This is a genomic window from Xanthomonas rydalmerensis, assembly GCF_033170385.1.
In the GTDB taxonomy this organism is placed as follows: Bacteria; Pseudomonadota; Gammaproteobacteria; order Xanthomonadales; family Xanthomonadaceae; genus Xanthomonas_A; species Xanthomonas_A rydalmerensis.
Genome location: NZ_CP126170.1, coordinates 1,238,763 through 1,262,093 on the forward strand (window position 1 = coordinate 1,238,763; position 23,331 = coordinate 1,262,093).

Consider the following 23,331-nt stretch of genomic DNA (forward strand, 5'->3'; position numbering starts at 1 on the left):
CATGGCGTTGCCTGCGCATCGTGCCGACACAGCACGCACTGCCCTGTGATCCGCTGCCGCTTTTTGCGCAGGACGCGGTGCGTCGTGTACCGACTACAGCGCCTGCAGGATCAGCGAGTGCCAGCCGGTGCGGTAGGTTTCGTAGCCGGGCGAGGCGGCATGCGCAATGCAGTGCGGCCGGCCATCGAGGTCGATCAGCAACGCGCCGCGCGGTTGCTTGAACAAGGCCTCGCGGCCGTCGAAGTCGAGCCGCTCCTGCAGCATGCGTCCGGCCGAGTCGGCCAGCACCTGGCCCTGCGCGTCGACGATGCAGACGCGGCTGCGGCCCCATTCGGATTCGGACAGCGGCGTGCGCTGCACGATCGTCTGCGCCAGTGCGTCCCAGCGGAACACGATGCCCAGCACGCCGAGCACGCGGCCATCGATGCGGCCCCCCTCGCGGACCGTGCACGCGTACACCAGCACCCGCTCGCCATCGGCCAGCGCACTGGGGTGCACGCCCTGAAAGCTGAAGTCCTCGCCGCTGCGGGTGCGCATGGCGTGTTCGAACCACGGTTGTGCGGAGACGTCGCTGCCGACCGAGGCAAACTGCCGCGGCCGGCCGTTGGCGCGGATGCGGCCATCGCTGCCGGCCAGGATCAGGTCGAAGTAAACCGTGTACGAATCCAGGATCTGGCCCATGCGCCGCGATGCGTAGGCCAGTGCATCGGCGTCGCTGTCGGCGCGTGCCGCCGCCACGACCGCGGCGTCGGTGGCCCACCAGCGCACGTCGCAACTGCGCTCGTAGAGGTTGCGATCGATCAGGTCGATGTTGCTCAGCGCCAGTTCGCTGAGCCGGGTGCGGCGCACGTCGTCTTGCAGCCGGCCCAGCGTCTGCCGCATCTCCGCACTGGTGCGCGCGGCGACCTTGTCCAGGTCCTGCGTGGCTTCGGCCACGCGTCGCGACAGCCCGTCCATTTCCTGCGCGATGACGCTGAAGCCACGTCCGGCGGCGCCGATCCGCGCCGATTCGATGCGCGCGTTCATCGAGATCATGTGGGTAGTGCGGTTGATCGCGTCGATGCCCTGCAACGAGCGGCGCAGCTGGCCGAGCAATTGGTCGGACAGGCCGACGACCGCGCGGATATGGTCATCGATCCCCGCGTCGGCGGGGTGGGCGGGTAGGTTCATTCATGCTGCCGGTGGGGTGGGAGGGAACAGCAGACGCACGACGTGGTAAGGGGTGTAGCGGCCGTCGAGCTAACGCCTTGAGGGTGGCGTGAAGACCGTCCGTCGGAACGTCGTGCCTTGCCCTGCCTGGGTTGCGGCCGCGTTCGCGGACCGATGCCGGCACCGAACTCGTCTACCATCTGCGCCAGGTCCGGCGCTGCCGGACACCGGATGGGCGCCTTGTGGCGCCGCACCACCGCTGTGGAGATGCGAGTCGAATGGAGATGTTGATCGTGCTGGTGGTGTTGGCGGTGCTGGCGGTGCCGGTGCTGTTGATCGTGACGCTGGTGGGGCAATCGCGTCTGCGCCAGCGGCTCGCCGCGTTGGAGGCGCAGGTCGCACGGATGGCCGCCGCCCCGGTGCCGCCTGCGACGGCCTGGGCCGGCCCCGTGGCCGCGGCCGCGGCCGGGAAGCCCGATGCTGCCGCCGAACCCGAGGTGGAGGCCGAGGGCCTGCCGATCGCGGCGTCCCTCGACCTCGCGCGTCCGCACCAGGTCGCGGAGGATGCCGGCGTGCCGCCGCCGCTGCCGCCGCCCTTGCCGGTGCCGCCGCAGGCCGACGATTTCGCGACGCTGGCCGCCGCCGTCGAACAGGCCGAGCGGGAGCAGGCGCAGGCGCGCGCCGCCGCCAGCGCCGCGATCGCTGCGCTGCATCGGCCGGATCCGATCGAGCGGCTGCTGGGCGGGATCAAACGCTGGTTCACCGAGGGCAACGTCCCGGTCAAGATCGGCATGCTGGTGCTGCTGGCCGGCGTCGCCGCGCTGCTGAAGTACGCCGGCGACCAGGGCTGGCTGCGCATGCCGATCGAGTTGCGTTATGCCGGCATCGCCGCCGCGTCGCTGGCCGGCCTGGCCTTCGGCTGGCGCCAGCGCACGCGCAAGCGCAGCTTTGCGCTGGCCCTGCAGGGCGGGGCGATCGGCGTGCTGCTGCTGACCGTGTTTGCCGCGTTCAAGCTGTCCGGGCTGATCCCCGCCGGCGCGGCGCTGGCGCTGAGCGTCGCGCTGGTCGCGGGCATGTGCGTGCTGGCGGTGGCGCAGGAGTCGCGCACGCTGGCGGTGCTGGGCACGCTGGCCGGCTTCCTCGCGCCGCTGTGGCTGTCCACCGGCAGCGGCAACCACGTCGCGCTGTTCTCCTACTACGCGCTGCTCAACGCGGCGGTGTTCGCGATCGCCTGGTACCGGCCGTGGCGGGTGCTGAACCTGCTCGGGTTCGGCTTCACCTTCGGCATCGGCACGCTGTGGGGCGTGCTGCAGTACCGGCCGGACAAGTTCGCCAGCACCGAGCCGTTCCTGCTGCTGTTCTTCGCCTTCTACCTGCTGATCCCGATCCTGTACGCGCGGCGCCAGGAGGCCACGCGCAGCACGCTGATCGACGGCAGCCTGCTGTTCGGCACGCCGCTGATCGCGTTCTCGCTGCAGGCCGGTCTGCTGCGCGGCGAGCGCCTGCCGCTGGCCTTCTGCGCGCTGGGCCTGGCGGCGATCTATGCGCTGCTGGCGGCGGCGCTGATCCGGCGCGCGCGCTTCGCGCTGCTGGGGCAGGCGTATGCGGTGCTGGCGGTGGGCTTCGCCACGCTGGCGGTGCCGTTGGCGCTGTCCGCGCGGGCCACCGCCAGCGTGTTCGCGCTGGAGGGCGCGGCGCTGGTGTGGCTGGGCCTGCGTCAGCGGCGCTGGCTGCCGCAGCTCAGCGGCGCCGGCCTGCAACTGGCGGCCGCGTTCGGCTTCACCGTGGGCCTGGACGCGGTGGCGCAGGACACCCAGGCGATCGTCAATGCCACCTTCATGAGCGCGCTGCTGCTGGCTCTGGCCGGCTTCGTCAGCGCCTGGTGCTACCGCCGCGAGCGTGCCGCGCTGCCGGCGCTGGGCTACTACCTGTGGGGGCTGGCCTGGTGGTGCGGCATCGGCGTTGCCGAGATCCTGCGGTTCGTCGACACCGATGCGCGTGCCGATGTGTTGCTGGCCTGGGTCGCGGTCAGCGGCTGGCTCGCCGCCGAAGCGCAGCGGCGCTGGCCGGCACCGGCATTGGCCGCGACCACGCTGGGCAGCCTGGCGCTGGCGGTGCCGCTGGCGGCCTGGCAGGCCGATGCGCACGGGCAACCGTTTGCCGGGCATGGCGCCTGGGCCTGGGCGCTGTACGCCGTGCTCGGCGTGCGCAGCCTGCTGTGCCTGCGCGACAGTGGCGGCGGCGTGGCGCGCGCGGCGCAGTACGTGTGGTGGCTGGTGTGGCCGATCGTGGCCACCTTGCTGTGCGGCTGGCTGGCGCTGCACAGCGGTCTCGCCGCCGGCTGGCGCTGGATGCTGCTGGTGGCGCCCTGGCTGCTGGTCGCGGCGCTGTCGCTGTGGCGCTGGACCTGGTTGGCGGCGCCGCTGGGCGCGGCGTTCGCGCCGTGGCGCACGGCCTTGCAGAGCACCTACTTCGGCCTGCTCGCGGTGGCCTGGCTGTACAGCCTGGGCCGGCCTGGCAGCAGCGCGCCGCTGCCGTGGGTGCCGGTGCTCAACCCGCTGGAACTGACCCAACTGGCGCTGCTGGTGCTCGGCGTGCGCTGGACCCGCAGCCCCGAACTGCCGGCGCTGCTGCGTCCCTGGCGCACGCACCTGCTGGCCGGCGCCGGGTTCCTGTGGATCACCAGCGTCACCCTGCATGCGGTGCACTATTGGGCGGCGGTGCCGTGGCCCGGCGTGTTGGGCAATGGGGTGGCGCAGACCAGCCTGACCGTGGTCTGGAGCGTGCTGGGCGTGCTCGGCTGGGTGCTGGGCTCGCGGCGCGGCCAGCGCGGGCTGTGGCTGGCCGGTGCGGTGCTGATGGCGGTCGTGCTGGGCAAGCTGTTGCTGGTGGACCGCGGCAACCTCGGCAACGTCGCCGGCATCGCGTCGTTCATCGCTTACGGGCTGTTGTGTACCGTGGTCGGCTATCTGGCGCCGGCACCGCCGCGCGCCGCCGAACCGGCCGAGGAGGCCATCCCATGATCCGACGTGCGCTGTGTCCGTTGCTGCTGGCCTGGCTGCCGCTGTGCGCCTTCGCCGCCAGCCAGCGCGACGATTACGCCCAGCAGTGGCCGCTGACCCTGCAGGACGCCGATGCCGGGGCCTATCGCGTGCAGCTCGACGATGCGGTCTACCGCAGCGCGCAGCGCGCCTCGTTGGGCGACGTGGAGGTGTTCAACGCGGCGGGCGATCCGTTGCCGGCCGCCTTGTTCGCCGCCGAGCAGGCCGAGACCACGCCGCGCCGGCAGCCGTTGCCGTGGTTTCCGCTGCCGGCCTCGCGCGATGGGCGCACACCGGACCTGGAGCTGATCGCCGAACGCGACCGTGACGGCAGCGTGCGCCGCATCCAGACCCGCGTGGCCAGTGGTGAAGCCGACGCCGGCGCAGGCTGGCTGGTCGACGCCAGCGCGCTGCACGCACCGTTGCGCGCGGTGTCGCTGCAATGGGCCGCCGCCGCGCAGCCGCAGCAGGCGCGCTACCGGGTCGAGGGCAGCGACGACCTGCGCGACTGGGAGGTGCTGGTGGCGGATGCGACCCTGGTCGACCTCAGCAACCAGGGACACCGGCTGCAGCAACTGCGCATCCCCATCGGCCGGCAGCTGCGCTACCTGCGCCTGCTGCCGCTGGCCGGCGCCAGCGCGCCGCCGCTGACCGGGGTGGAGGCCGAGCTGGCGCCCGCGCCGGTGGCCGCCGACTGGCATTGGCAGCAACTGGACGCAGTCAGCACCGACCCCGCGCAGCACAGCTACGCCTTCGTGTCGCCGGGCCGCTACCCGGTGACGCGCGTGGACGTCGCCTTGCCCGGCAACAACGCGATCGAATGGCGCGTGCAGAGCCGCGACAGCGCCGAGGCGCCCTGGCAGGATCGCGCCGGTCCGTGGCTGGCCTACCAGGTCGGTGGCGGCAGCCGCTCGCCGCCGCAGGCGCTGACCGCGCCGGTACGCGACCGCTACTGGCGGCTGTTCGCGGCGCAGGACCCGGGCCGGCAGCGGCCGGCGCTGCGCCTGGGCTATCAGCCGGAGACGCTGGTGTTCCTGGCGCAGGGCGCGCCGCCGTATGCCTTGGCTGCCGGCAGTGCGCGTACCCAGCGTGCGCAGGCGCCGTTGGCCGCCGCGTTGCAGGCCTTGCATGTTCAGCGCGGGCCGCAATGGGCGCCGGCCACCGCCAGCCTCGGCGCCGCACAGCCGCTGGCCGGCGCTGCGGCGTTGCAGGCGCCGCCGCCGCCGCGCGACTGGAAGACCTGGCTGCTGTGGGCGCTGCTGGTCGGCGGTGCGCTGCTGGTGGTCGGCTTCGCACTGAGCCTGCTGCGCAAACCCGGCGCCGCCGACGGCACGGGCTGACCGATCCGGCGATGGCGCGCACGCTGTACCGTGCGCGGCACCGCACCACCGCGATTTGCCGCTGTGCGGCCGACGCCGGACAATGCCGGTTTGACCGCCGCGCGGCGCTCGGCCGGCGTCCGTGCACCCGGCGTTCCGCAGCCGACGCCGATACTGCGTGGCTGGCGCTGTTTTCCCTTTGCAACCCCACGAAAGCGAGCAATCACATGTCCATCCTGCGAATGACCGATCTCGACCTGTCCGGCAAGCGCGTGCTGATCCGGCAAGACCTGAATGTGCCGATCGACAATGGCCTGATCACCTCCGAGCAGCGCATCCTGGCCTCGGTGCCGACGCTCAAGCACGCACTGGAGCAGGGCGCGGCGGTGATGGTGACCTCTCACCTCGGCCGGCCCAAGGAAGGCGTGTGGACCCAGGAGGATTCGCTGGAGCCGGTGGCGATCCGACTGGCCGCGCTGCTCGACGTCGACGTGCCGCTGATCCGCGACTGGGTCGATGGCGTGGACGTGCAGCCGGGGCAGATCGTGCTGCTGGAGAACTGCCGCATGAACGTCGGCGAGGGCAAGGACGACGAGGCCCTGGCGAAGAAGTACGCGGCGTTGTGCGACGTGTTCGTGATGGACGCGTTCGGCACTGCGCACCGCGCGCAGGCGTCCACCCATGGCGTGATCAAGTTCGCGCCAGTGGCTGCGGGCGGCCCGCTGCTGATGGCCGAGCTGGATGCGCTGGCCAAGGCGCTGGAACAGCCGGCCAAGCCGCTGCTGGCGATCGTCGCCGGCAGCAAGGTCTCGACCAAGCTGGAGCTGCTGTCCAATCTGGTGGACAAGGTCGACCAGCTGATCGTCGGTGGCGGCATCGCCAACACCTTCATCGCCGCGGCCGGGCATGCGGTGGGCAAGTCGCTGTGCGAGCCGGACCTGCTCGAGACCGCGCGCAAGATCGTGGCCGACGCCAACGCGCGCGGCGCGGCGATCCCGCTGCCGAGCGACGTGGTGGTGGCCAAACAGTTCATGCCTGATGCCGAGGCCACGGTGAAGGCCGTCACCGACGTCGCCGACGACGACCTGATCCTGGACATCGGCCCGCAGACCGCTGCGCACTACGCCGACCTGATCGCCAAGGCCGGTACCGTGGTCTGGAACGGCCCGGTCGGCGTGTTCGAATTCGACGCTTTCGGCAAGGGCACCGAGACCCTGGCGCGGGCGATTGCCGCGTCGCCGGCGTTCTCCATCGCCGGCGGCGGCGACACCCTGGCCGCGGTCGACAAGTACGGCATCGCCGAGCAGGTCAGCTACATCTCCACCGGCGGCGGCGCGTTCCTGGAGTTCCTGGAAGGCAAGACCCTGCCGGCGGTGGCCGCACTGCAGGCGCGCGGCGCGTGAGCGCCGCCGACGTTCTGTTCTTCGACCTGGACGGCACCCTGGTCGACTCGGAGGCCGGCATCGTCGGCAGCCTGCGCCATGCCTTTGCCGAACTGGGGCAGCCGCTGCCGACGCCGGCGCAGTTGCGCGCCTGGATCGGCCCACCGCTGCGCGACAGCTTCCAGCAGCACTTCCCCGACGACGCGGCATTGGTGGAGCGGGCGCTGACGCTGTACCGCAGCCGCTACGACAGCCACGGCTGGCGCGAGCACACGGTGTTTCCGGACATCGGCGCAGCGGTGGAGGCGATCGCCGCGGCCGGCCACCGCCTGGCGGTGGTGACCTCGAAGAACGAGCGCTTCGCGCGCCGCATCGTCGAGCATCTGCCGTTCGGCGCCCGCTTCGAGGACGTGATCGGCGCCAGCGACGACGGTGCGCGCCGGGCCAAGCCCGAGCTGATCGCCGAGGCGCTGCGGCGGCTCTCTGTCGTGCCGGCGCAGTGCCGCATGATCGGCGACCGGCGCATGGACATCGACGGCGCGCGCCACCACGGCATGCGCAGCATCGGCGTGCTGTGGGGCTTCGGCGATGCCGAGGAACTGCGCCAGGCCGGCGCCGATGTCCTGGCGCAGACGCCGGCGCAGTTGCCGGCGCTGGTCGCGGCCTGAGGCCCCTGCATGCGTCGGCGTGTCCGGCGCATGCGAGGGGCGCCATGCACGGCATGGCGCACGCTGCGATCGCCGCTGCAACGTCCGCAGGCCGGCGTCTGCGGGCGTGGCGTGACCACATACTGTCCCGCATTGTCCGGTCGCTATGCCGGGCCGCGCGTGCGTCTATGCCGAAATGCCATGCCGTGTGATGGGCGCGTGTGCTAGCTTTGAGCGCTTTTCCAAGGATGCCGTCATGATCGAACGCCAGCGCCGCACCAAGATTCTCGCCACCCTCGGTCCGGCCACCGACCCGCCCGGCGTGCTCGAGGATCTGTTCCGCGCCGGCGTCAATGTGGTGCGGCTGAACTTCAGCCATGGCGATCCGTCCGGCCAGGCCAAGCGCGCCGCCGAAGTGCGTGCCGCCGCGGCCCGCGTCGGCGCCGAGATCGGCATCCTCGCCGACCTGCCGGGTCCGAAGATCCGCATCGAGCGCTTCGCCCAGGGCAAGGTCTCGCTCAAGCTCGGCGACCGCTTCGACCTAATCGCCGACCCCAACGCCGCGCCCGGCGATGCGACCCAGGTCGGGGTCAGCTACCTGGGCCTGCCGCAGGACGTGGCCGCCGGCGACGTGCTGCTGCTGGACGACGGCCTGGTGCAGCTGCAGGTGGTCGAGGTTAATGGCGAGCGCATCGTCACCAGCGTGCTCAACGATGGCGTGCTGTCCGATCGCAAGGGCTTGAACAAGCAGGGCGGCGGTCTGTCGCTGGGCGCGCTGACCGAGCGCGACAAGGAACTGATCGGCATCGTCGCCAAGATCGGCGTGGACTTCATCGCGGTCTCGTTCTGCCGCAACGCCGAGGACATGAACGAGGCGCGGCGCATCGCCCGCGCGCACGGCTGCGACGCGGCGCTGGTATCCAAGATCGAGCGTACCGAGGCGATCGAGAACCTCAGCGAGATCGTCGAGGCCTCGGACGTGGTGATGGTCGCGCGTGGCGACCTGGGCGTGGAAATCGGCGACGCCGAACTGCCGGGCCTGCAGAAGAAGATCATCAAGGAATCGCTGGCGCAGAACAAAGTGGTGATCACCGCCACGCAGATGCTGCAGTCGATGGTGGAGAGCCCGATCCCGACCCGCGCCGAAGTGCTGGACGTGGCCAACTCGGTGATCGACGGCACCGACGCGGTGATGCTGTCGGCCGAGAGCGCCGCCGGCGCCTATCCGATCCGTGCGGTCGAGGCGATGGCGCGCATCTGCCTGGGCGCCGAGCGCCAGTTCGAAACCGAAACCGACTTCGGCATGGCCCCGCGCAACCTCGAGCGCGCCGACCAGGCCATCGCCATGGCCACGATGTTCCTGTCCCAGCACGTGGGCGTGCGCGCGATCGTGGCGATGACCGAATCCGGTGGCACCCCGCGTTACCTGTCGCGCTTCCGCGCCAAGGCGCCGATCTTCGCGGTGACCCGCCACGACGGCGCGCGCCGGCACATGGCGATGATGCGCGACGTGTTCCCGATCAACTTCGACAGCCGCGGCCTGACCCCGCGCGAGGCCGCGCGCGGCGCGATCCGCGTGCTGGTCGAGGCCGGCCTGCTGGCGCCGGGCGACCGCGTGGTGTTCACCAGCGGCGAGCACATGGAAACCCACGGCGCCACCAACACCCTGCGCCTGCTCGAAGTCGGCCCGGACGGCCGCGCCAGCGGCCTCGGCGAACTCTGAAGGACACGCGGTGCGGCGGCCAAGGCCGCCGCACCGTCGGCAACACCTGCTCGATCGCGCATGGAACGGCGCGGCATCCATCGTTCCCTGATCGCGATTCCCTATGACGTCCACGAGCGCGCACGCCGAACTCGGGCTGGAACTGCCCGAGCGCCCCGGCACGCATTGTCTTGAACACCTGATCCAGGCCTCGGCCACGCGCGAGCTTGTGGTCACCGAGGACATCCGCGACCGCCGCGGCATCCTGCTGGTCGCCAAGGGCCAGCGCATCAATGCCGGCCTGCGCGAACGCCTGATCGCGCGGCGCCTGCTGCGCCCGCTGGAATCCTCGCTGGCGTTCTGCGAGGAGCTGCGCCCGAGCGAAGTGCAACTGGCCGCGCAGCGCGAGCTGGACGAACACCCGCACCTGCGCGTGCTGCTGGGCGACGACGTGCAATCGGTCATGACCGCGCTGGCCCGTGCCCGCACGCTGGGCGCGCCCGGCACCTTGCTGACCACGCTCGGCCAGACCCGACCGGCCGCGTTCTCGCACGCGGTGCGGGCGGCGATGCTGGTGGCCTGGCTGGCGGCGCTGCTGTCGCGCTCGGACGCGGCGATGCGCGAGGCGGCGGAGGTCGGCCTGCTGCACGATCTCGGCGAGATGTACGTGGATCCGGCGGTGCTGGAGCTGCCGGAAGCGCAGCAGGATTTCGCGCAGTGGCGCATGCATTGCGTGCATCCGGTGATCAGCGCCGCGTTGCTGGGCGAATCCGGCGTGTATTCGGCGCAGCAGGCCGCTGCCGCGCGCGAGCATCACGAGCGCATCGACGGCTCCGGCTATCCGGTCGGCGCGCCAGTGCTGTCGCCGCTGGGCCGGTTGATCTCCTGCGCCGAAGCGCTGGATGCCTTGCTCGAACGCGAGCACGGCCATGCGCACGCGCTGGCGCGGATGCGCATCGCGCTGCGCATGGTGCCCGGGCAGTTCCCGCGCGACGTGGTCGATCTGTTGACCGAGCGGTTGCGCGATTGCGCGCTGGAGCCGGCGCCGACGCACGACCCGCAGCACCTTCGGGAGGTGGTGGCGGCCTCGCTCGACGGCCTGGAACAGGCTCGCGACGAGGTATTGCGGCTGCAGCGCGGCGGCGACCTGCGCGAAGACGAGCGCGCGGCCCTGCAACACCTGCTGCTGCTGATCGTCGGCTACATCATGGCCATCCACGATTCCGGTGCCGGCAAGATGGTCGAGCAGTTGCCGTGGCTGATCGCCGCGCCGGAGGCGGCCGAGGAGGTCGATCGCATCTGCTGCGAGTTGCGCTGGCAACTGCCCGGGCTCCGCCGCCATGCCGCGTTGCTGGCGCACCGCCGCGCGCGCAGCGCCGACGACTGGCGGCCCGTGCTCGATGCGCTGGACATCGCACTGCCGGCGGTGCAGGCCGTGCATCCGCCGGCACCGGCACCAGCCGCGGGCGCTGCGCCGCTGCAGACGGCGCAGGTCGACGAAGAGGCGCAGTGCGAGGCGATGACGGACGCGCTTGGCTGAAGCCGACCGAATGCGGTCTACGCCTGTAACCGCTTGCAGCGCTGGCGGTAACGGAATGCATGCAGGCCGGCCCGGTATACTGGGGGTTCCCCCGTTGCAGCCATCAGGAACCGTATGAGCATCGAACAGCTTGCCGAAACCGCACAGGCAATGGTCGCCCCGGGCAAGGGCATCATCGCGATCGACGAATCCACCAGCACGATCGCCAAGCGCTTCGCCGGCGTGGGCATCGAGAATGTCGAAGAGAACCGCCGTGCCTACCGCGAGCTGCTGCTGACCACGCCGAAGCTGGGCGACCACATCTCCGGCGCGATCCTGTACGACGAGACCATCCGCCAGAAGACCAAGGACGGCGTGCCGTTCGCCAAGTACATGGCCGAGCACGGCATCATCCCCGGCATCAAGGTCGACAAGGGCACGCATCCACTGGCCGGCATGCCGGGCGAGCTGATCACCGAAGGCCTGGACGGCCTGCGCGCACGCCTGGAGGAGTACTACAAGCTCGGTGCGCGCTTCGCCAAGTGGCGCGCGGTCATCACCATCGGCGAGGACATTCCGTCCGGCGTGTGCATCGAGACCAACGCGCATGCGCTGGCCCGCTACGCCGCGCTGTGCCAGGAGCAGGGCCTGGTGCCGATGGTGGAGCCGGAGGTGCTGATGGACGGCGACCACGACATCGAGACCTGCTACGAAGTCACCGAAGCCACGCTGCGTTCGCTGTTCGGCGCGCTGTACGAGCAGAACGTGGTCCTGGAAGGCACCATCCTCAAGGCGTCGATGGTCATCGCCGGCAAGGACTGCGATGAGCAGGCCAGCGTCGAGGAAGTGGCCGAGTCCACCGTGATGTGCCTCAAGAGCACCGTGCCGGCGATCCTGCCGGGCATCGTGTTCCTGTCCGGCGGCCAGACCGACGAGCAGTCCACCGCGCACCTCAACGCGATGAACCAGCTCGGCAACCTGCCGTGGCCGCTGAGCTTCTCCTATGGCCGCGCCATGCAGCAGGCCGCGCTGAAGCTGTGGGCGCAGGACATGAAGGGCAATTTCGCCAAGGCGCAGCAGGTGGTGTACGAGCGCGCCAAGGAAAACGGCCTGGCCGCGCTGGGCAAGTGGCAGGGCTGAGCCCTCCCTGACACCGCCTACGAAGAACGCCGGCATCGCCGGCGTTTTTCGTTTTGAGGCCCAGTGTCGTGCGGATGATGCGCGCAGAGGTGCTTTCGCAGCGCTGACGCCAGCGATAGGGCGTGCGTAGAAAAAACGCCGCACTGCGCTCAGGGCGCCAACGCGGCCGGCGCGTGGAAGCGGTAGCCGCTGTTGCGCAGGGTCTTCACCGGCAACGGGCGTCCGCTGATCTCTTCCACGCGGCGCCGCAAGCGGTACATCTGCGTGTCGAGTCGGCGCCGGTCGTACTCGAGGACGTTCACGCCCAGCGCTTTGGCGCGCAGTCACTCTTTACGGCGTCCCACGACACGGTATCGGGGGAATGCCGCAGTGCGCGGTGCCGCCGCCATTGCAGACGATCGACGATGCCTGCGATCGGGTGGAGCGCAGGCATCGCATGGTCAGGCGCTTGATGCGGGCGCTTGGGATGAAGATGCTCGGCTGGGCCCCGCCAGCAATCGGCCGCTCAGGCCGCGGTGGCGCACTGCATGTCGCGCAGCGCCTGTCGGTACGCCTTGGTGGTGGCGTCGTTGTAGGCCACCAGGATGATCCGCTTGGGCACCGCATGCGCGCGCTGCCAGGCGTCGGTCTCGGTGACCGCGATGCGTGCGGCCTGGTGCAGCGGGTAGCCGTAGACGCCACAGCTGATCGCCGGGAAGGCGACCGAGTGCAGACCCATCTGTTCGGCCAGGCGCAGGGCGCGCCAGTAGCAGTTGGCGAGCAGGGCCGGTTCGTTGTGGGCGCCGTCGCGCCACACCGGGCCCACCGTGTGCAGCACGTGGCGTGCCTTGAGCCGGTGGCCCGCAGTGGCGCGAACCTCGCCCACCGGGCAACGCACGCCCGGCTTGAGTTCCGGCAGGCGCCGGCATTCTTCCAGCAGGTCCGGGCCGGCGGCACGGTGGATGGCGCCGTCCACGCCGCCGCCGCCGAGCAGGGACTCGTTGGCGGCGTTGACGATCGCGTCCACGTCGAGTTGGGTGATGTCGCCTTGCCAGATTTCGATGTCCATACGCCGATCTTTAGGGGAGCCGAATGATGGACACGTGAGGGTGTCGCCACTGCCGTCGCGCATTGCCACAGCCGCTTAACCGGCCAGCGGCAAGACTGGCGCGCTCCCATCTCAGCACCTGCGACATGAACCCGAATCCGCCGCCACCGCAGGTCGCCGAGGCCATCGCGCAGGGCCAGATCATCAAGGCGATCAAGCTGCTGCGGACGCACAGCGGCATGGATCTGCGCAGCGCCAAGGAGCAGGTCGACGCCTGGCTGCTGGACGGCGCGGCGCGCTCGGTGACGGACCTGCTCGACCGCCATGCCTCCGGCGCGGCGGCGAGGCCGGACACCACGGCCGAGGCGCACGCGCCGGCCGTGGCCGAGGAACGGCGGCTGCCGCCGGCGGCGGAACTGGCGCTGCGCCGCGGCGAGCGGCGCAAGGCCGCCAAGCTGGTGTTCGAGCACTACCCGGACATGTCGCTGCGCGAGGCCCTGGAGATGGTGCAGCGGCATCTGCGGTCGGCGCCGACGCTGGGCGCTGCTTCGACCGTGGTGGCCGGCGACCGCGGCGGGGCCTGGCGTTGGGTGCTGCTGGCGCTGCTGCTGGTCGCGGCAGCGGCCTGGTGGCTGCTGCGTTGAGGCGAACCCCCGTGGCGACGGCTACAGCCAGCGCGCCACCTGCGCGCAGTAGCGGTCGTAGGCGCTGCCGAAGCGCTCGCGCAGGCGGGCCTCCTCGTAGGGGATCACCACCCACTGCAAGGCCAGCAGCGGCAACGGCAGCAGCAGCGCCGACCACGGCCAGCCGATCTGCACGCTCAGGCCGAGGTAGCTCAGGGTCAGGCTGACGTACATCGGATTGCGGGTATGCCGATACGGCCCGTGGCAGACCAACTGCGAAGGTGCGCGCTCGGGCAGCAGGGTGGTGCGGCCGCGCGCGAACAGCACGAAGCACCAGCACGCCAGCAGCAGGCCGGCGAGCGCGACCACGCCGCCGCCCAACTGCAGCCAGGCCAGGGCGGCGCCCTGCGGCAGCGGCAAGGGCAGCGCGTGCTGCAGGCTGGCGCCGAGCAGCAGCGCCAGCAGGAAATGCGCCGGCGAGGTCGTGCGCACCAGCAGCGGCACGCGCGCCTGCGCGCGTACGGGCGGTGGATCGGTGCGGTCGGTTCGTTCGTGCATGAAGTCCTTCCCTGGTCTGGTTGCGGCCGCGCAAGTTTACGCGGCTGCCCACGGCGTTCGCGCGCGAGCGCGTCACGGATGCCGCGAGCGCGGCCCGACAGCGCCCGGCGGCGTATCGCGCGCGTGGCAGTGCACGTAAACCGATTACCCTAGCGCCCACGCGGCACGTCGCACGCGCTTGAGTTTCGACGTGCCGGATCCGTCCACCTCGACCGCTGTCCTTGCGCGCCGATCGTGTCCCGTTTCCGTTCCGCCATCCGCTTTCACGCCTCATGCCGATCGCCTCCACCAGCACCGCCAACACTCTCGCGTCCTCATCCGCCATCGCCCCACGCCGCCGGGTCATCCTCGAGGACGACATCGACGGCTTCACCCCGGCGCAGCTGCTGTTGCTGCAATCGCCCGAGGTCGAGGTGCTCGGCATCTCGGTGGTCAGCGGCAACATCTGGCGCGACGAGGCGCTGGCGCATACGCGCCGGCTGCTGGAAATCGCCGGGCGCGGCGAGGTGCCGGTGTTGCCCGGCCCGGTGTTCCCGCTGCTCAACAGCGAATTGGCCACCGAGCGCTGGGAAGCGCTGTACGGCAAGCTGCTGTGGAAGGGCGCCTGGACCAAGCAATGGGTCGAGCACGACACGGTGCAGAGCGCGCCGCGCTACCACGCGCACGACGTGGTCCCGGACCTGCCGCTGGGCAATCCCACCGTGGTGCAGGCGGCCAGCGAGCCGGCCGCCTTGTTCATGATCCGCAAGGTGCGCGAGTTCCCCGGCGAGGTCAGCATCGTCGCCACCGGGCCGTTGACCAACCTGGCGTTGGCGCAGCGGCTGGACCCGGACTTCGCCTCGCTGGCCAAGGAACTGGTCTACATGGGCGGCAGCCTCAACCCGCGGCAGCGCCGCGACAGCGTGTCGGCGGCGCAGTTTGCGCGCGAGTTCGTCAATTCGCCGCGGCGCGAGTTCAACATCCGCTGGGATCCGGAGGCGGCTAGCATCGTGATGCGTTCGCCGTGGCGGCGCATGGTGATGGTGCCGGTGGATCCGTCCACCGCCACCGAACTGACCCCGCAGCTGCTGGCGCGGATGAGCGCCGCCGACACGCCGATCGGGCATGCGTTGCGCCGGCGCGAGCCGGGCTTCCCGATGTGGGACGAACTGGCCACCGCGCTGTGGCTGCGCCCGGAACTGGCCACCGTCAGCGAGACCCTGTACGTGGACACCAACACCGAGTTCGGCGCCGGCTACGGCGACATCCTGTCGTGGGCGCCGGGCTACCAGCCGGGCCTGGGCGAGCAGGCGCAGCAGGTGGTGCGCGAGGTCGACGTGGCGGCCATCGAAGAGTTGTTGGTAGAGCGCCTGACCGCGCCGCAGCCGCCGGCGCTGGGCGCGCCGCTGCCGGGCTGAGGCATGGCGCACGCGGATGTGCAGTCCGGTGCAAGGCGCGGCGTCGTGGTGCGCAGCCGACCTGTGTCCATGCCGCTCGCATGCGGCGCAGGCGGGGCGCCGGTCTGGGCTCTTCCCGCATGAGCGCGTCCTCGCCCGATGACCGCCTCGCGCAGGCGAAGGCCTTGGCCATGTCGGCGTTCCAGGATCCGCAGCGTGCCGATGCGCTGCTGGCCGAGGCCGAGGCGCTGTTGCGCGCCGCGGGCAGGGCGGCGCCGGCCGATCCCGGCGCACTCACCTGCCTGGGCGCGGTGTTGTGCGATCGCGGGCACTACCGGCGGGCGCTGACCGTCCTGCGCCGCGCCGTGCGCCTGCGGTCCGACGATCGCAATACCTACTTCAACCTCGGCGTGGCCTTGCTCAACGCGGGCCAGGAGGCCGAGGCCAGGGCCGCGTTCCGGCAGGCGGCGAGCTTGCGCGCCGCCGCGGTGTCATGGACGGCGTACTTCGATCCGCACGCGCACTAGCGATGCCGCGCCGATGTGGCGCGGCGAGCACGCAGGCTTACGGCAGGCCGGCCAGCCAGTCGTCGTCGCTGCCTTCGTTGATGTCGGCGAACAGCGGCGTGGAGAAATAGCGCTCGCCGGTATCCGGCAGCATCGCCAGGATCACCGCGCCGGGCGTGGCGGTCTCGGCCACCCGCAGTGCGGTGGCGACGGTGCCGCCGCCCGAGATGCCGGTGAAGATGCCTTCCTCGGCGGCGAGGCGGCGCGACACCGCGATGGCGTCGGCGTCGTCCACGCTCAGCACGTCGTCGTAGACCTCGCGGTTGAGCACCTCGGGCACGAAGTCCGGGGTCCAGCCCTGGATCTTGTGCGGCTTCCACTCCTGGCCCTGCAGCAGGGCCGCACCGGCCGGCTCGGTGGCGGTGATGCGTACTTCCGGGCGGGCCAGGCGCAGCACTTCGCCGACGCCGGTGAGCGTGCCGCCGGTGCCCCAGCCGCTGACGAAATGGTCGAGCCGGCGGCCGGCGAAGTCGCGCAGGATCTCCGCGGCGGTGGTGCTGCGGTGGTAGGCCGGATTGGCCGGGTTGGCGAACTGCCGGGCCAGGAACCAGCCGTGCTGCTTGGCCAGTTCCTCGGCCTTGCGCACCATGCCGCTGCCACGCTCGGCGGCCGGGGTCAGGATGACCTTGGCGCCGTAGGCGCGCATCAGCTTGCGGCGCTCGATCGAGAAGGTTTCCACCATCGTCGCCACGAACTTGTAGCCGCGCGCGGCGGCGACCATTGCCAGGGCCACGCCGGTGTTGCCGGAGGTCGCTTCGACGATGGTGTCGCCGGGCTTGAGCAGGCCGCGCGCCTCGGCGTCGAGCACGATCGCCAGGGCCAGGCGGTCCTTGACCGAACCGCCGGGATTGAAGGCTTCGACCTTGACGTAGAGGTCCACGTGCGCCGGCGCCAGGCGTTGCAGCTTGACGATCGGGGTGTGGCCGATGGTGTCGAGGATGTTGTCGTAGATGGCCATGCGTGGGGTCTCCGGAAAGTGCGGGTCAGGCGGCGTGGGCCAGGGTAGGCACGGCCGGCTTCGGGGAAGGTGAGGGCGCGCGCAACGGCGCGGCGCCGAACCAGTGCAGTGTGTCGGCCAGCGCGGCAACCTCGCCGAGGATCAGCAGCGCCGGCGCGCGCACCGCATGCGCACGGGCGGTGTCGGGCAGGTCGGCGAGGGTCCCGAGCACCACCCGCTGCTCGGTGCGCGAGCCGTTCTCCACCAGCGCGAACGGCGTGCTGGCGGCGCGGCCGGCGGCGAGCAGGCGCGTGCGCACCGTGTCCAGGCCGGCCACGCCCATGTACACCGCCAGGGTCTGTCGCTCCTGCGCCAGCGCGGCCCAGTCCAGGGTGTCCAGCGAGGCCTTGCAGTGCGCGGTGACCAGGCGCAGCGACTGCGCGTGGTCGCGATGGGTCAGCGGGATGCCGGCGTAAGCGGCGCAGGCCAGTGCGGCGGTGATGCCGGGCACCACGGCGTAGTCCACGCCGTGGGCGCGCAGGTACTCCAGTTCCTCGCCGCCGCGGCCGAACACGAACGGATCGCCGCCCTTCAGCCGCACCACCCGGCGGCCGCGCCGCGCGTGTTCCAGCAGCAGCGCGTGGATCTGCTCCTGGGCGACGCTGTGGCCGTCGGCCGACTTGCCGACGGCGATGCGTTCGGTGCCCACCGGCACAAGCTGCAGGATCGCGGCGCTGACCAGACGGTCGTGCAGGACCACGTCGGCCTGGCGCAAGGCGTGCAGCGCGTGACCGGTGAGCAGGCCGGGATCGCCGGGGCCGGCGCCGACCAGGGTCACGCTGCCTGGGCGCAGCGGCGGCAGCGTCGACTCGGCGGCGGCATCCGCCGGCGTCGCCAGCGCCTCGGCCGGCAACGCCTGCGCCAGCACCCGCTTGGCGGTAGCGGCCTGCAGCGCCTGGCGGTTGGCCGCGGCGTCCTCGCTGGCGGCGATCAGGTACCAGACGGTGTCCAGCCAGGCGCTGTCGAAGGCGCCGCGCCGCCACGCCAGCCGCCCCTGCGCGGCCAGCGCGTGCAGCGTCGGGGTCAGGGCCGGTGCCGCCACCTGCGGCGCGGCACCGGCGGCGAGCAGCGCCTGCACCTGGCGCTCGGCGGCCGCGCCGCCGCCGATCACCAGCACGGCCCGGTCGCGCAGGTCCGGATACAGGGCAATCGGGGCTCGGCTCACAGGGACGGCTCGCAACGCGGGGCAGACGGGAACGACGACCGTAGCGCCGGCTCATAGCCCCAGGAAATGACTTCATGCCCACCGCAGATAGCTTTCGGTTATAAGGTGAAAGGCCGAATTCCACTACAGTCGAGCGTCTCCGCCAGGCGGCGCCTCGCCCTCGTCCCGATGACGCTGACCCAACTCCGCTACCTCGTCGCCATTGCCGACGCCGATCTGAACATCACCCTGGCGGCGGCGCGCGTGCATGCCACCCAGCCGGGGCTGTCCAAGCAGCTCAAGCAACTGGAGGACGAACTGGGCTTCCTGCTGTTCGTGCGCAAGGGCCGCAGCCTGGAGACGGTGACGCCGGCCGGGCGCGAGGTAATCGAGCGCGCCCGCGCGGTGCTGGCCGAGGCCAACAACATCCGCACCTATGCGGCCAACCAGCGCCGCGAGAGCCAGGGCCAGCTGACCCTCACCACCACCCACACCCAGGCACGCTTCGTGCTGCCGCCGGCGGTGGCGCAGATCAAGCAGGCCTATCCGCAGGTCAGCGTGCACCTGCAGCAGGCCGCCGAGAGCGCGGCGCTGGACCTGCTCAGCCAGGGCGATGCCGATATCGCCATCGTCAGCACCGCCGGCACCGCGCCGGCGGCCGGCATCGCGGTGCCGCTGTACCGCTGGCGGCGGCTGGTGCTGGTGCCGCGCGGGCATGCGCTGGACGTACCGAAGCGGGTGCCGGACATGGCCGCGCTGGCGGCGCAGCCGCTGATCAGCTACGAATCCTCGACCCGCGCCGGCTCCTCGCTGCAGCGCGCCTTCGGCCGGCTCGGGCTGGAGCCGCGGATCGCGTTGACCGCGCTCGATGCCGACCTGATCAAGACCTATGTGCGCACCGGGCTCGGCGTGGGCCTGCTGGCGGAGATGGCGGTGAGCGCCAACGACACCGACCTGCGCGCGTGGCCGGCACCGCCGGAGATTCCCGAGTGCATCGCCTGGGCGGTGCTGCCGCGCGACCGCGTATTGCGCGACTACGCGCTGGAACTGGTGCACGTGCTGGCGCCGCAGATCGACACCCGCGACCTGCGCCGGGTGATGGAGGGCAACCAGCAGCCGGACTGGCCGGCGCCGCCGAGCTGGGAAGCGCTGACCCAGACCATCACCAGTTGAAGCCGGGAATGGGGAATCGGGATTGGGGAATGGCAACAGCGGCGCCGCGTTCGCGATGCGTCGATTGGCTTCGGGCAGACGTCCGGGCAAAAGACATGCGGGCAACGACACCGCGGCCTGTGCGGGATGCTGGAACGAAGACCCGCATCGATGCATCGACATGGCCGCTTGGTGCGGCTGATTAGGCCATCGCCAGCCAAGGCGCGATGAAGTCGGGAATCGGGAATGGGGAATGGCAACAGCGGCGCCCCGTGCTCGATGCGTCGACGGCTTCGGACAGGTTTCCGAGCAAAAGAAGCAAGGGCAACGGCATCGCGGCCTGCACTGGAATGCTGGAATGCAGACCACGCACTGGCGCGGCTGCCCGCCGCGCGCGTTGCCGCTGCCGGAGCCGCCGCCTATCATGCGGCCCGCTCTGCCACCCGGCAGACCGCGACCCTGGACGTGCCGGCGGCGGCCGGCACTGCGCCGCCGCCGTGCGGCCGCCGCCCAGGGCGCGTCGATTTCCCCAACGCAAGGACGCCCGATGCATCCCGTTCTTCAGCACAACCTGTTCTTCGTCAAGGAACAGGTCGGCATGTTCAAGGCCGCCAACAACTACGACGTGTTCGACCCGCACAGCAACCGCAAGCTGCTGGAATGCCGCGAGCCGAACCTGGGCGTGTTCACCAAGATCTTTCGTTTCAGCGACTACAAGCGCATGACCCCGTTCCAGGTGGAAGTGCGCAGCCCGGACGGGCAGAAGGTGCTGACGGTCAAGCGCGGGTTCTCGCTGTTCCTGTCCAAGGTCGAGGTACTGGACGAGCACGACCGGCTGGTCGGTTCCTTCAGCCAGAAATTCTTTTCCATCGGCGGCAAGTTCGATGTGCTCGATGCCCAGGGCGCGCCGGTGTGCACGCTGCGCGGCAAGTGGACCAGCTGGGATTTCCGCTTCGTGCAGGGCGAGCACGAACTGGCGCAGGTGTCCAAGAAGTGGGCCGGGCTGGGCAAGGAACTGTTCACCAGCGCCGACAACTACATGCTGTCGATCGCCGACAGCGTACCGGTCGAGGATCCGCGGCGGATCCTGATCATGGCGGCGGTGTTGTGCATCGATATGGTGTTGAAGGAGTGATGGTGAAGCCGGGAATGGGGATTCGGGATTCGGGATTCGCAAAGGCGGGATTTCCGCAGCGGCTGCGCCCAGGCCCCTCACGCTGAGCGGGCGTGGCCATTGTGAGAGGGACTTCAGTCCCGACTGTATGCGGGTCGAGCCGCACCCTTCTCCCACCGGGAGAAGGTGCCCCGAAGGGGCGGATGAGGGTGCGGGCGCCAGCGGCAGCTCCTGCGCCCGGCACGGCTCAGGCGACGGGCGCGGCCGCCGGCAGCAGCACGGTGAAGCGGGTGCCCTGGCCGGGCTGGCTGCGCACTTCGACGGTGCAGCCCAGGGTCTCGGCGGCGCGGCGCACGATCCACAGGCCGAGGCCGAGGCCGTCGCTGCGCGGGTCGGCCTGGCGGAAGGCCTGGAACAGCGTGCGCAGGCCGTCTCCGTCCATGCCGATGCCGCGGTCGATGATCTCCACCGCCACCTGGTCGCCACGGCGCCGGCAGCCGATCAGCACCTTGCCCTGCGCGGTGTATTTGACCGCGTTGCCCAGCAGGTTGCCGAGCAACGTGGACAGCAAGGGCGCACTGCTGCGCACGCGCAGGGACGTCGGCACGCTGCGCAACCGCACGCCCTTGGCCGCCGCCTGCGGCTGCCAGGTGGCCAGGATCGGTGTCAGCACGTCGGCCAGGGCAAGGTCCTGCAGCGCCGGCAGGCGCAGTTCGCCGGCGGCGGCGTTGGTGGCGAGCTGGTCGAGTCCGCTGGCGACCTGGTTCAAGGCGGCGCGCGCGGTCTCCAGCGAACCATCCTGCGCGGCGTCCTGCTGACGCTGCAACTTGCTCAGCGCATAGGACGCGGTGCGCAGCGGCGCCTTCAGATCGTGGCCGGCAATGGCCATCAGGCGGCTGCGGTAGTGGTTGGATTCCTGCGCCATGTGTAGCGCCTTGCGCAGTTCCAACTGGCCCATGGCCTGGCGCGCCAGCGCACGCAGCGCTTCGATCTGCTCGTAGCTGAGCTGGCGCGGGCGCCGGTCCAGCACGCACACCGTGCCCAGGGCCAGGCCGTCGGAGGTCTTCAGCAACGCGCCGGCGTAGAAGTGCAGGCGCATGTCGCCGGTGACCAGCGGATTGCAGGCGAAGCGCGGGTCCTCGCGGGTGTCCGGCACCAGCAGCAGGTCGTCCTCGAGCAGGGCGTGCGCGCACAGCGAGGTCGCCAACGGCGTTTCGCGCGTGCCCAGCCCGATCTCGCTCTTGAACCACTGGCGCTCGCTGTCGATCAGGTTGACCACCGCGATCGGCGCCTGGCAGATCAGCCCGGCCAGCCGGGTGATGTCGTCGAATGCCGGCTCGCGCGGCGTGTCCAGGATCGCGTAGCTGTGCAGTGCGTCCAGGCGCAGCGCTTCGTTGCGGGGCTTGGCCGCGCAGTAGACCGGGTCGGCGGCGGTTTCGACGGTGGACATGCAGCGCGACTCGGACAGGAAGGCGCGCAGTTTATGGTACCTGTCACGGTTTTTGCCGACGTGGCGTTCACGCGGCGCTCGCGTGAGCTGCACCCGTGCTTAGCGAATTCGATGGAGCGTCGGCGACCCCTCGCTTCAGCCCACCCAGCGGCCCTGCGCGTCGACCAGCGGCGTGCCGTCCTCCTTGGCGAAGGCGCCGCGCTGCGGCGACGGCAGGATCTCCAGCACCGTCTCCGACGGCCGGCACAGGCGCGTGCCCAGCGGGGTGACCACGATCGGCCGGTTGAGCAGGATCGGGTGTTGCTGGATGGCGTCCAGCAGCGCGTCCTCGTCCAGCGCCGGATCGTCCAGTCCCAACTCCGCGTACGGTGTGGCCTTCTCGCGGAGCAGTGCGCGCAGCGGCTGGCCGCTGGCGGCCGCCAGCGCCTGCACGGTGGCGCGGTCCGGTGGTGTCTTCAGGTACTCGATCACCGTCGGTTCGACGCCGCTGTTGCGGATCAGCCCGAGCACGTTGCGCGAAGTGCCGCAGGCAGGGTTGTGGTAGATGGTGATCGTCGGCATGGAGCGGCTCGCTGGATGGACATGACAAGGGCGGCCGGAAGGGACTGCGCTACGCGGCCGCGGCCGATGGTGCCGCATTCGCGGCGCCATGCAAGGGTCACGCTCGTCGGACACCGCGCGTGCGCGGCGCTCGTCGCGGTCGTGGTCGGATGGGACCGGCCGGTCGTCGATCTGCAGCGACAGCGGGTCTGGCCGGGTAACCGATGGACCACCTTGCCGGGCGCCTGGCCGGCGGCAGGACGCCGCCTGAGGCCATGACGGAGGCAGAGGCCGTTGTTGACGGCCGTGGCCTGCCGACCGATGACGCGGTCCGCCCTGCACTTCCGCGACGCGGGGTGTGCGTCACTTCGCCGCACACCGCGTCGCCGGCGGTCCAATGGCCGGCACACCCTCTAGAATGCGCCGATGTTCCGTCTCCGCCAGCCGCCACCGCTCTGGGCCGCGCTTGCCGCACTGGCGCTCGGCCTGCTGCTGCTGGCGCCGCCGATCAGCCAGTGGCGGCAGGCGCAGGCCGAGGCGACGGCGCTGCAGGACCAGGCGCTGTGCACCAGTGGCGGCCTGCGCCTGGCGGCGCTGGCAGGTGCCGTCTCCGCGGCGCATGGCGGCCACCACGACGATGCCGGGCTGGCGCATGCGCCGGCCTGCGATTACTGCCTGCTCGCCGCGCGGCTGCTGCCGTGGGTGGCGCTGTTGCTGGCGCTGCTGCCCTGGCGCTGCCCGCCGGCCCCGGTGGCGGCGCTGCGCCGCCGCGTCGTCACGGCCACCGCACGCCGCGCACACCCGGTGCGCGGGCCACCGCTGTTCTCCTGATCCACGGGTTGCCGTTTCCGTGCCGCGGCGCTGCTGCGGCATGTCCTCGTGCCG

At 71.1% G+C, this 23,331-nt stretch carries 21 protein-coding genes; 13 read left to right on the forward strand and 8 right to left on the reverse strand.

Going from position 1 to position 23,331, the window contains the following annotated elements:
* Window positions 1–93: 93 nt before the first annotated feature.
* Window positions 94–1,170, reverse strand: a complete 1,077-nt coding sequence (locus QN245_RS05200) for a methyl-accepting chemotaxis protein (protein ID WP_184645391.1) — start codon at window positions 1,168–1,170, stop codon at window positions 94–96.
* 257 nt (window positions 1,171–1,427) lie between these two features.
* On the opposite strand from QN245_RS05200, the gene QN245_RS05205 reads away from it, so the two are divergent.
* From QN245_RS05205 to QN245_RS05235, 7 genes are all read left to right on the forward strand, one after another.
* A complete protein-coding gene (locus QN245_RS05205; RefSeq protein WP_317844729.1) occupies window positions 1,428–4,172 on the forward strand; it encodes a DUF2339 domain-containing protein in 2,745 nt (914 codons plus the stop codon).
* Entirely contained in the window at window positions 4,169–5,530 is a 1,362-nt protein-coding gene (locus QN245_RS05210) for a DUF3999 domain-containing protein (protein ID WP_317844730.1), read from the forward strand. The genes QN245_RS05205 and QN245_RS05210 overlap by 4 nt, the downstream gene beginning before the upstream one ends.
* 206 nt (window positions 5,531–5,736) lie before the next feature.
* The gene (locus tag QN245_RS05215; RefSeq protein WP_160967592.1) at window positions 5,737–6,912 is read left to right on the forward strand and encodes a phosphoglycerate kinase; all 1,176 of its coding nucleotides are present in this window, start codon (window positions 5,737–5,739) and stop codon (window positions 6,910–6,912) included.
* Window positions 6,909–7,559, forward strand: a complete 651-nt coding sequence (locus tag QN245_RS05220) for an HAD-IA family hydrolase (RefSeq protein ID WP_184447041.1) — start codon at window positions 6,909–6,911, stop codon at window positions 7,557–7,559. The genes QN245_RS05215 and QN245_RS05220 overlap by 4 nt, the downstream gene beginning before the upstream one ends.
* Window positions 7,560–7,794: 235 nt before the next feature.
* Window positions 7,795–9,261 (forward strand): pyruvate kinase, encoded by a 1,467-nt coding sequence (gene pyk / locus QN245_RS05225; RefSeq protein ID WP_160967596.1) that lies wholly within the window; start codon window positions 7,795–7,797, stop codon window positions 9,259–9,261.
* Window positions 9,262–9,364: 103 nt separating this feature from the next.
* Window positions 9,365–10,780 (forward strand): HD-GYP domain-containing protein, encoded by a 1,416-nt coding sequence (locus QN245_RS05230; protein ID WP_184447040.1) that lies wholly within the window; start codon window positions 9,365–9,367, stop codon window positions 10,778–10,780.
* Between the two features lie 114 nt (window positions 10,781–10,894).
* The gene (locus tag QN245_RS05235) at window positions 10,895–11,899 is read left to right on the forward strand and encodes a class I fructose-bisphosphate aldolase (protein ID WP_160967600.1); all 1,005 of its coding nucleotides are present in this window, start codon (window positions 10,895–10,897) and stop codon (window positions 11,897–11,899) included.
* Between the two features lie 149 nt (window positions 11,900–12,048).
* Here QN245_RS05235 and QN245_RS05240 read toward each other — a convergent pair whose 3' ends face one another.
* Together QN245_RS05240 and QN245_RS05245 are read right to left on the reverse strand one after the other, a co-directional pair.
* On the reverse strand, window positions 12,049–12,201 hold the full coding sequence (locus QN245_RS05240) for a winged helix-turn-helix domain-containing protein (RefSeq protein ID WP_317844731.1): 153 nt from the start codon (window positions 12,199–12,201) through the stop codon (window positions 12,049–12,051).
* A gap of 203 nt (window positions 12,202–12,404) precedes the next feature.
* Entirely contained in the window at window positions 12,405–12,947 is a 543-nt protein-coding gene (locus QN245_RS05245; RefSeq protein ID WP_317844732.1) for an O-acetyl-ADP-ribose deacetylase, read from the reverse strand.
* Window positions 12,948–13,072: 125 nt separating this feature from the next.
* On the opposite strand from QN245_RS05245, the gene QN245_RS05250 reads away from it, so the two are divergent.
* Window positions 13,073–13,570, forward strand: a complete 498-nt coding sequence (locus tag QN245_RS05250; RefSeq protein WP_184645403.1) for a hypothetical protein — start codon at window positions 13,073–13,075, stop codon at window positions 13,568–13,570.
* Window positions 13,571–13,591: 21 nt separating this feature from the next.
* Here the strand turns inward: QN245_RS05250 and QN245_RS05255 are convergent, their stop codons facing one another.
* Window positions 13,592–14,107 (reverse strand): methyltransferase family protein, encoded by a 516-nt coding sequence (locus QN245_RS05255; protein ID WP_160967606.1) that lies wholly within the window; start codon window positions 14,105–14,107, stop codon window positions 13,592–13,594.
* Between the two features lie 272 nt (window positions 14,108–14,379).
* Here QN245_RS05255 and QN245_RS05260 point away from each other — a divergent pair, with 272 nt between their 5' ends.
* Together QN245_RS05260 and QN245_RS05265 are read left to right on the forward strand one after the other, a co-directional pair.
* Window positions 14,380–15,504 (forward strand): nucleoside hydrolase, encoded by a 1,125-nt coding sequence (locus QN245_RS05260; RefSeq protein ID WP_184447037.1) that lies wholly within the window; start codon window positions 14,380–14,382, stop codon window positions 15,502–15,504.
* Window positions 15,505–15,623: 119 nt separating this feature from the next.
* Window positions 15,624–16,010, forward strand: coding sequence for a tetratricopeptide repeat protein (locus QN245_RS05265; protein ID WP_317844733.1), 387 nt, complete (start codon window positions 15,624–15,626; stop codon window positions 16,008–16,010).
* Window positions 16,011–16,047: 37 nt separating this feature from the next.
* Here the strand turns inward: QN245_RS05265 and cysK are convergent, their stop codons facing one another.
* Together cysK and cobA are read right to left on the reverse strand one after the other, a co-directional pair.
* Entirely contained in the window at window positions 16,048–17,007 is a 960-nt protein-coding gene (gene cysK, locus QN245_RS05270; protein WP_160967612.1) for a cysteine synthase A, read from the reverse strand.
* Window positions 17,008–17,032: 25 nt separating this feature from the next.
* Window positions 17,033–18,211 carry a uroporphyrinogen-III C-methyltransferase gene (gene cobA / locus QN245_RS05275; RefSeq protein WP_317844734.1) on the reverse strand — a complete coding sequence of 393 codons (1,179 nt, stop codon included), beginning with the start codon at window positions 18,209–18,211 and terminating at the stop codon, window positions 17,033–17,035.
* 168 nt (window positions 18,212–18,379) lie between these two features.
* On the opposite strand from cobA, the gene QN245_RS05280 reads away from it, so the two are divergent.
* Both QN245_RS05280 and QN245_RS05285 read left to right on the forward strand, forming a co-directional pair.
* Window positions 18,380–19,363 (forward strand): LysR family transcriptional regulator, encoded by a 984-nt coding sequence (locus QN245_RS05280; protein ID WP_048490360.1) that lies wholly within the window; start codon window positions 18,380–18,382, stop codon window positions 19,361–19,363.
* A 526-nt stretch (window positions 19,364–19,889) separates the two neighbouring features.
* A complete protein-coding gene (locus QN245_RS05285) occupies window positions 19,890–20,477 on the forward strand; it encodes an LURP-one-related/scramblase family protein (RefSeq protein WP_317844735.1) in 588 nt (195 codons plus the stop codon).
* A 226-nt stretch (window positions 20,478–20,703) separates the two neighbouring features.
* Here the strand turns inward: QN245_RS05285 and QN245_RS05290 are convergent, their stop codons facing one another.
* Both QN245_RS05290 and arsC read right to left on the reverse strand, forming a co-directional pair.
* Entirely contained in the window at window positions 20,704–21,906 is a 1,203-nt protein-coding gene (locus tag QN245_RS05290) for a GAF domain-containing sensor histidine kinase (RefSeq protein WP_317844736.1), read from the reverse strand.
* Window positions 21,907–22,041: 135 nt separating this feature from the next.
* On the reverse strand, window positions 22,042–22,467 hold the full coding sequence (gene arsC / locus QN245_RS05295) for an arsenate reductase (glutaredoxin) (RefSeq protein WP_317844737.1): 426 nt from the start codon (window positions 22,465–22,467) through the stop codon (window positions 22,042–22,044).
* 405 nt (window positions 22,468–22,872) lie between these two features.
* Here arsC and QN245_RS05300 point away from each other — a divergent pair, with 405 nt between their 5' ends.
* On the forward strand, window positions 22,873–23,277 hold the full coding sequence (locus tag QN245_RS05300; protein ID WP_317844738.1) for a DUF2946 family protein: 405 nt from the start codon (window positions 22,873–22,875) through the stop codon (window positions 23,275–23,277).
* Window positions 23,278–23,331 lie beyond the last annotated feature (54 nt).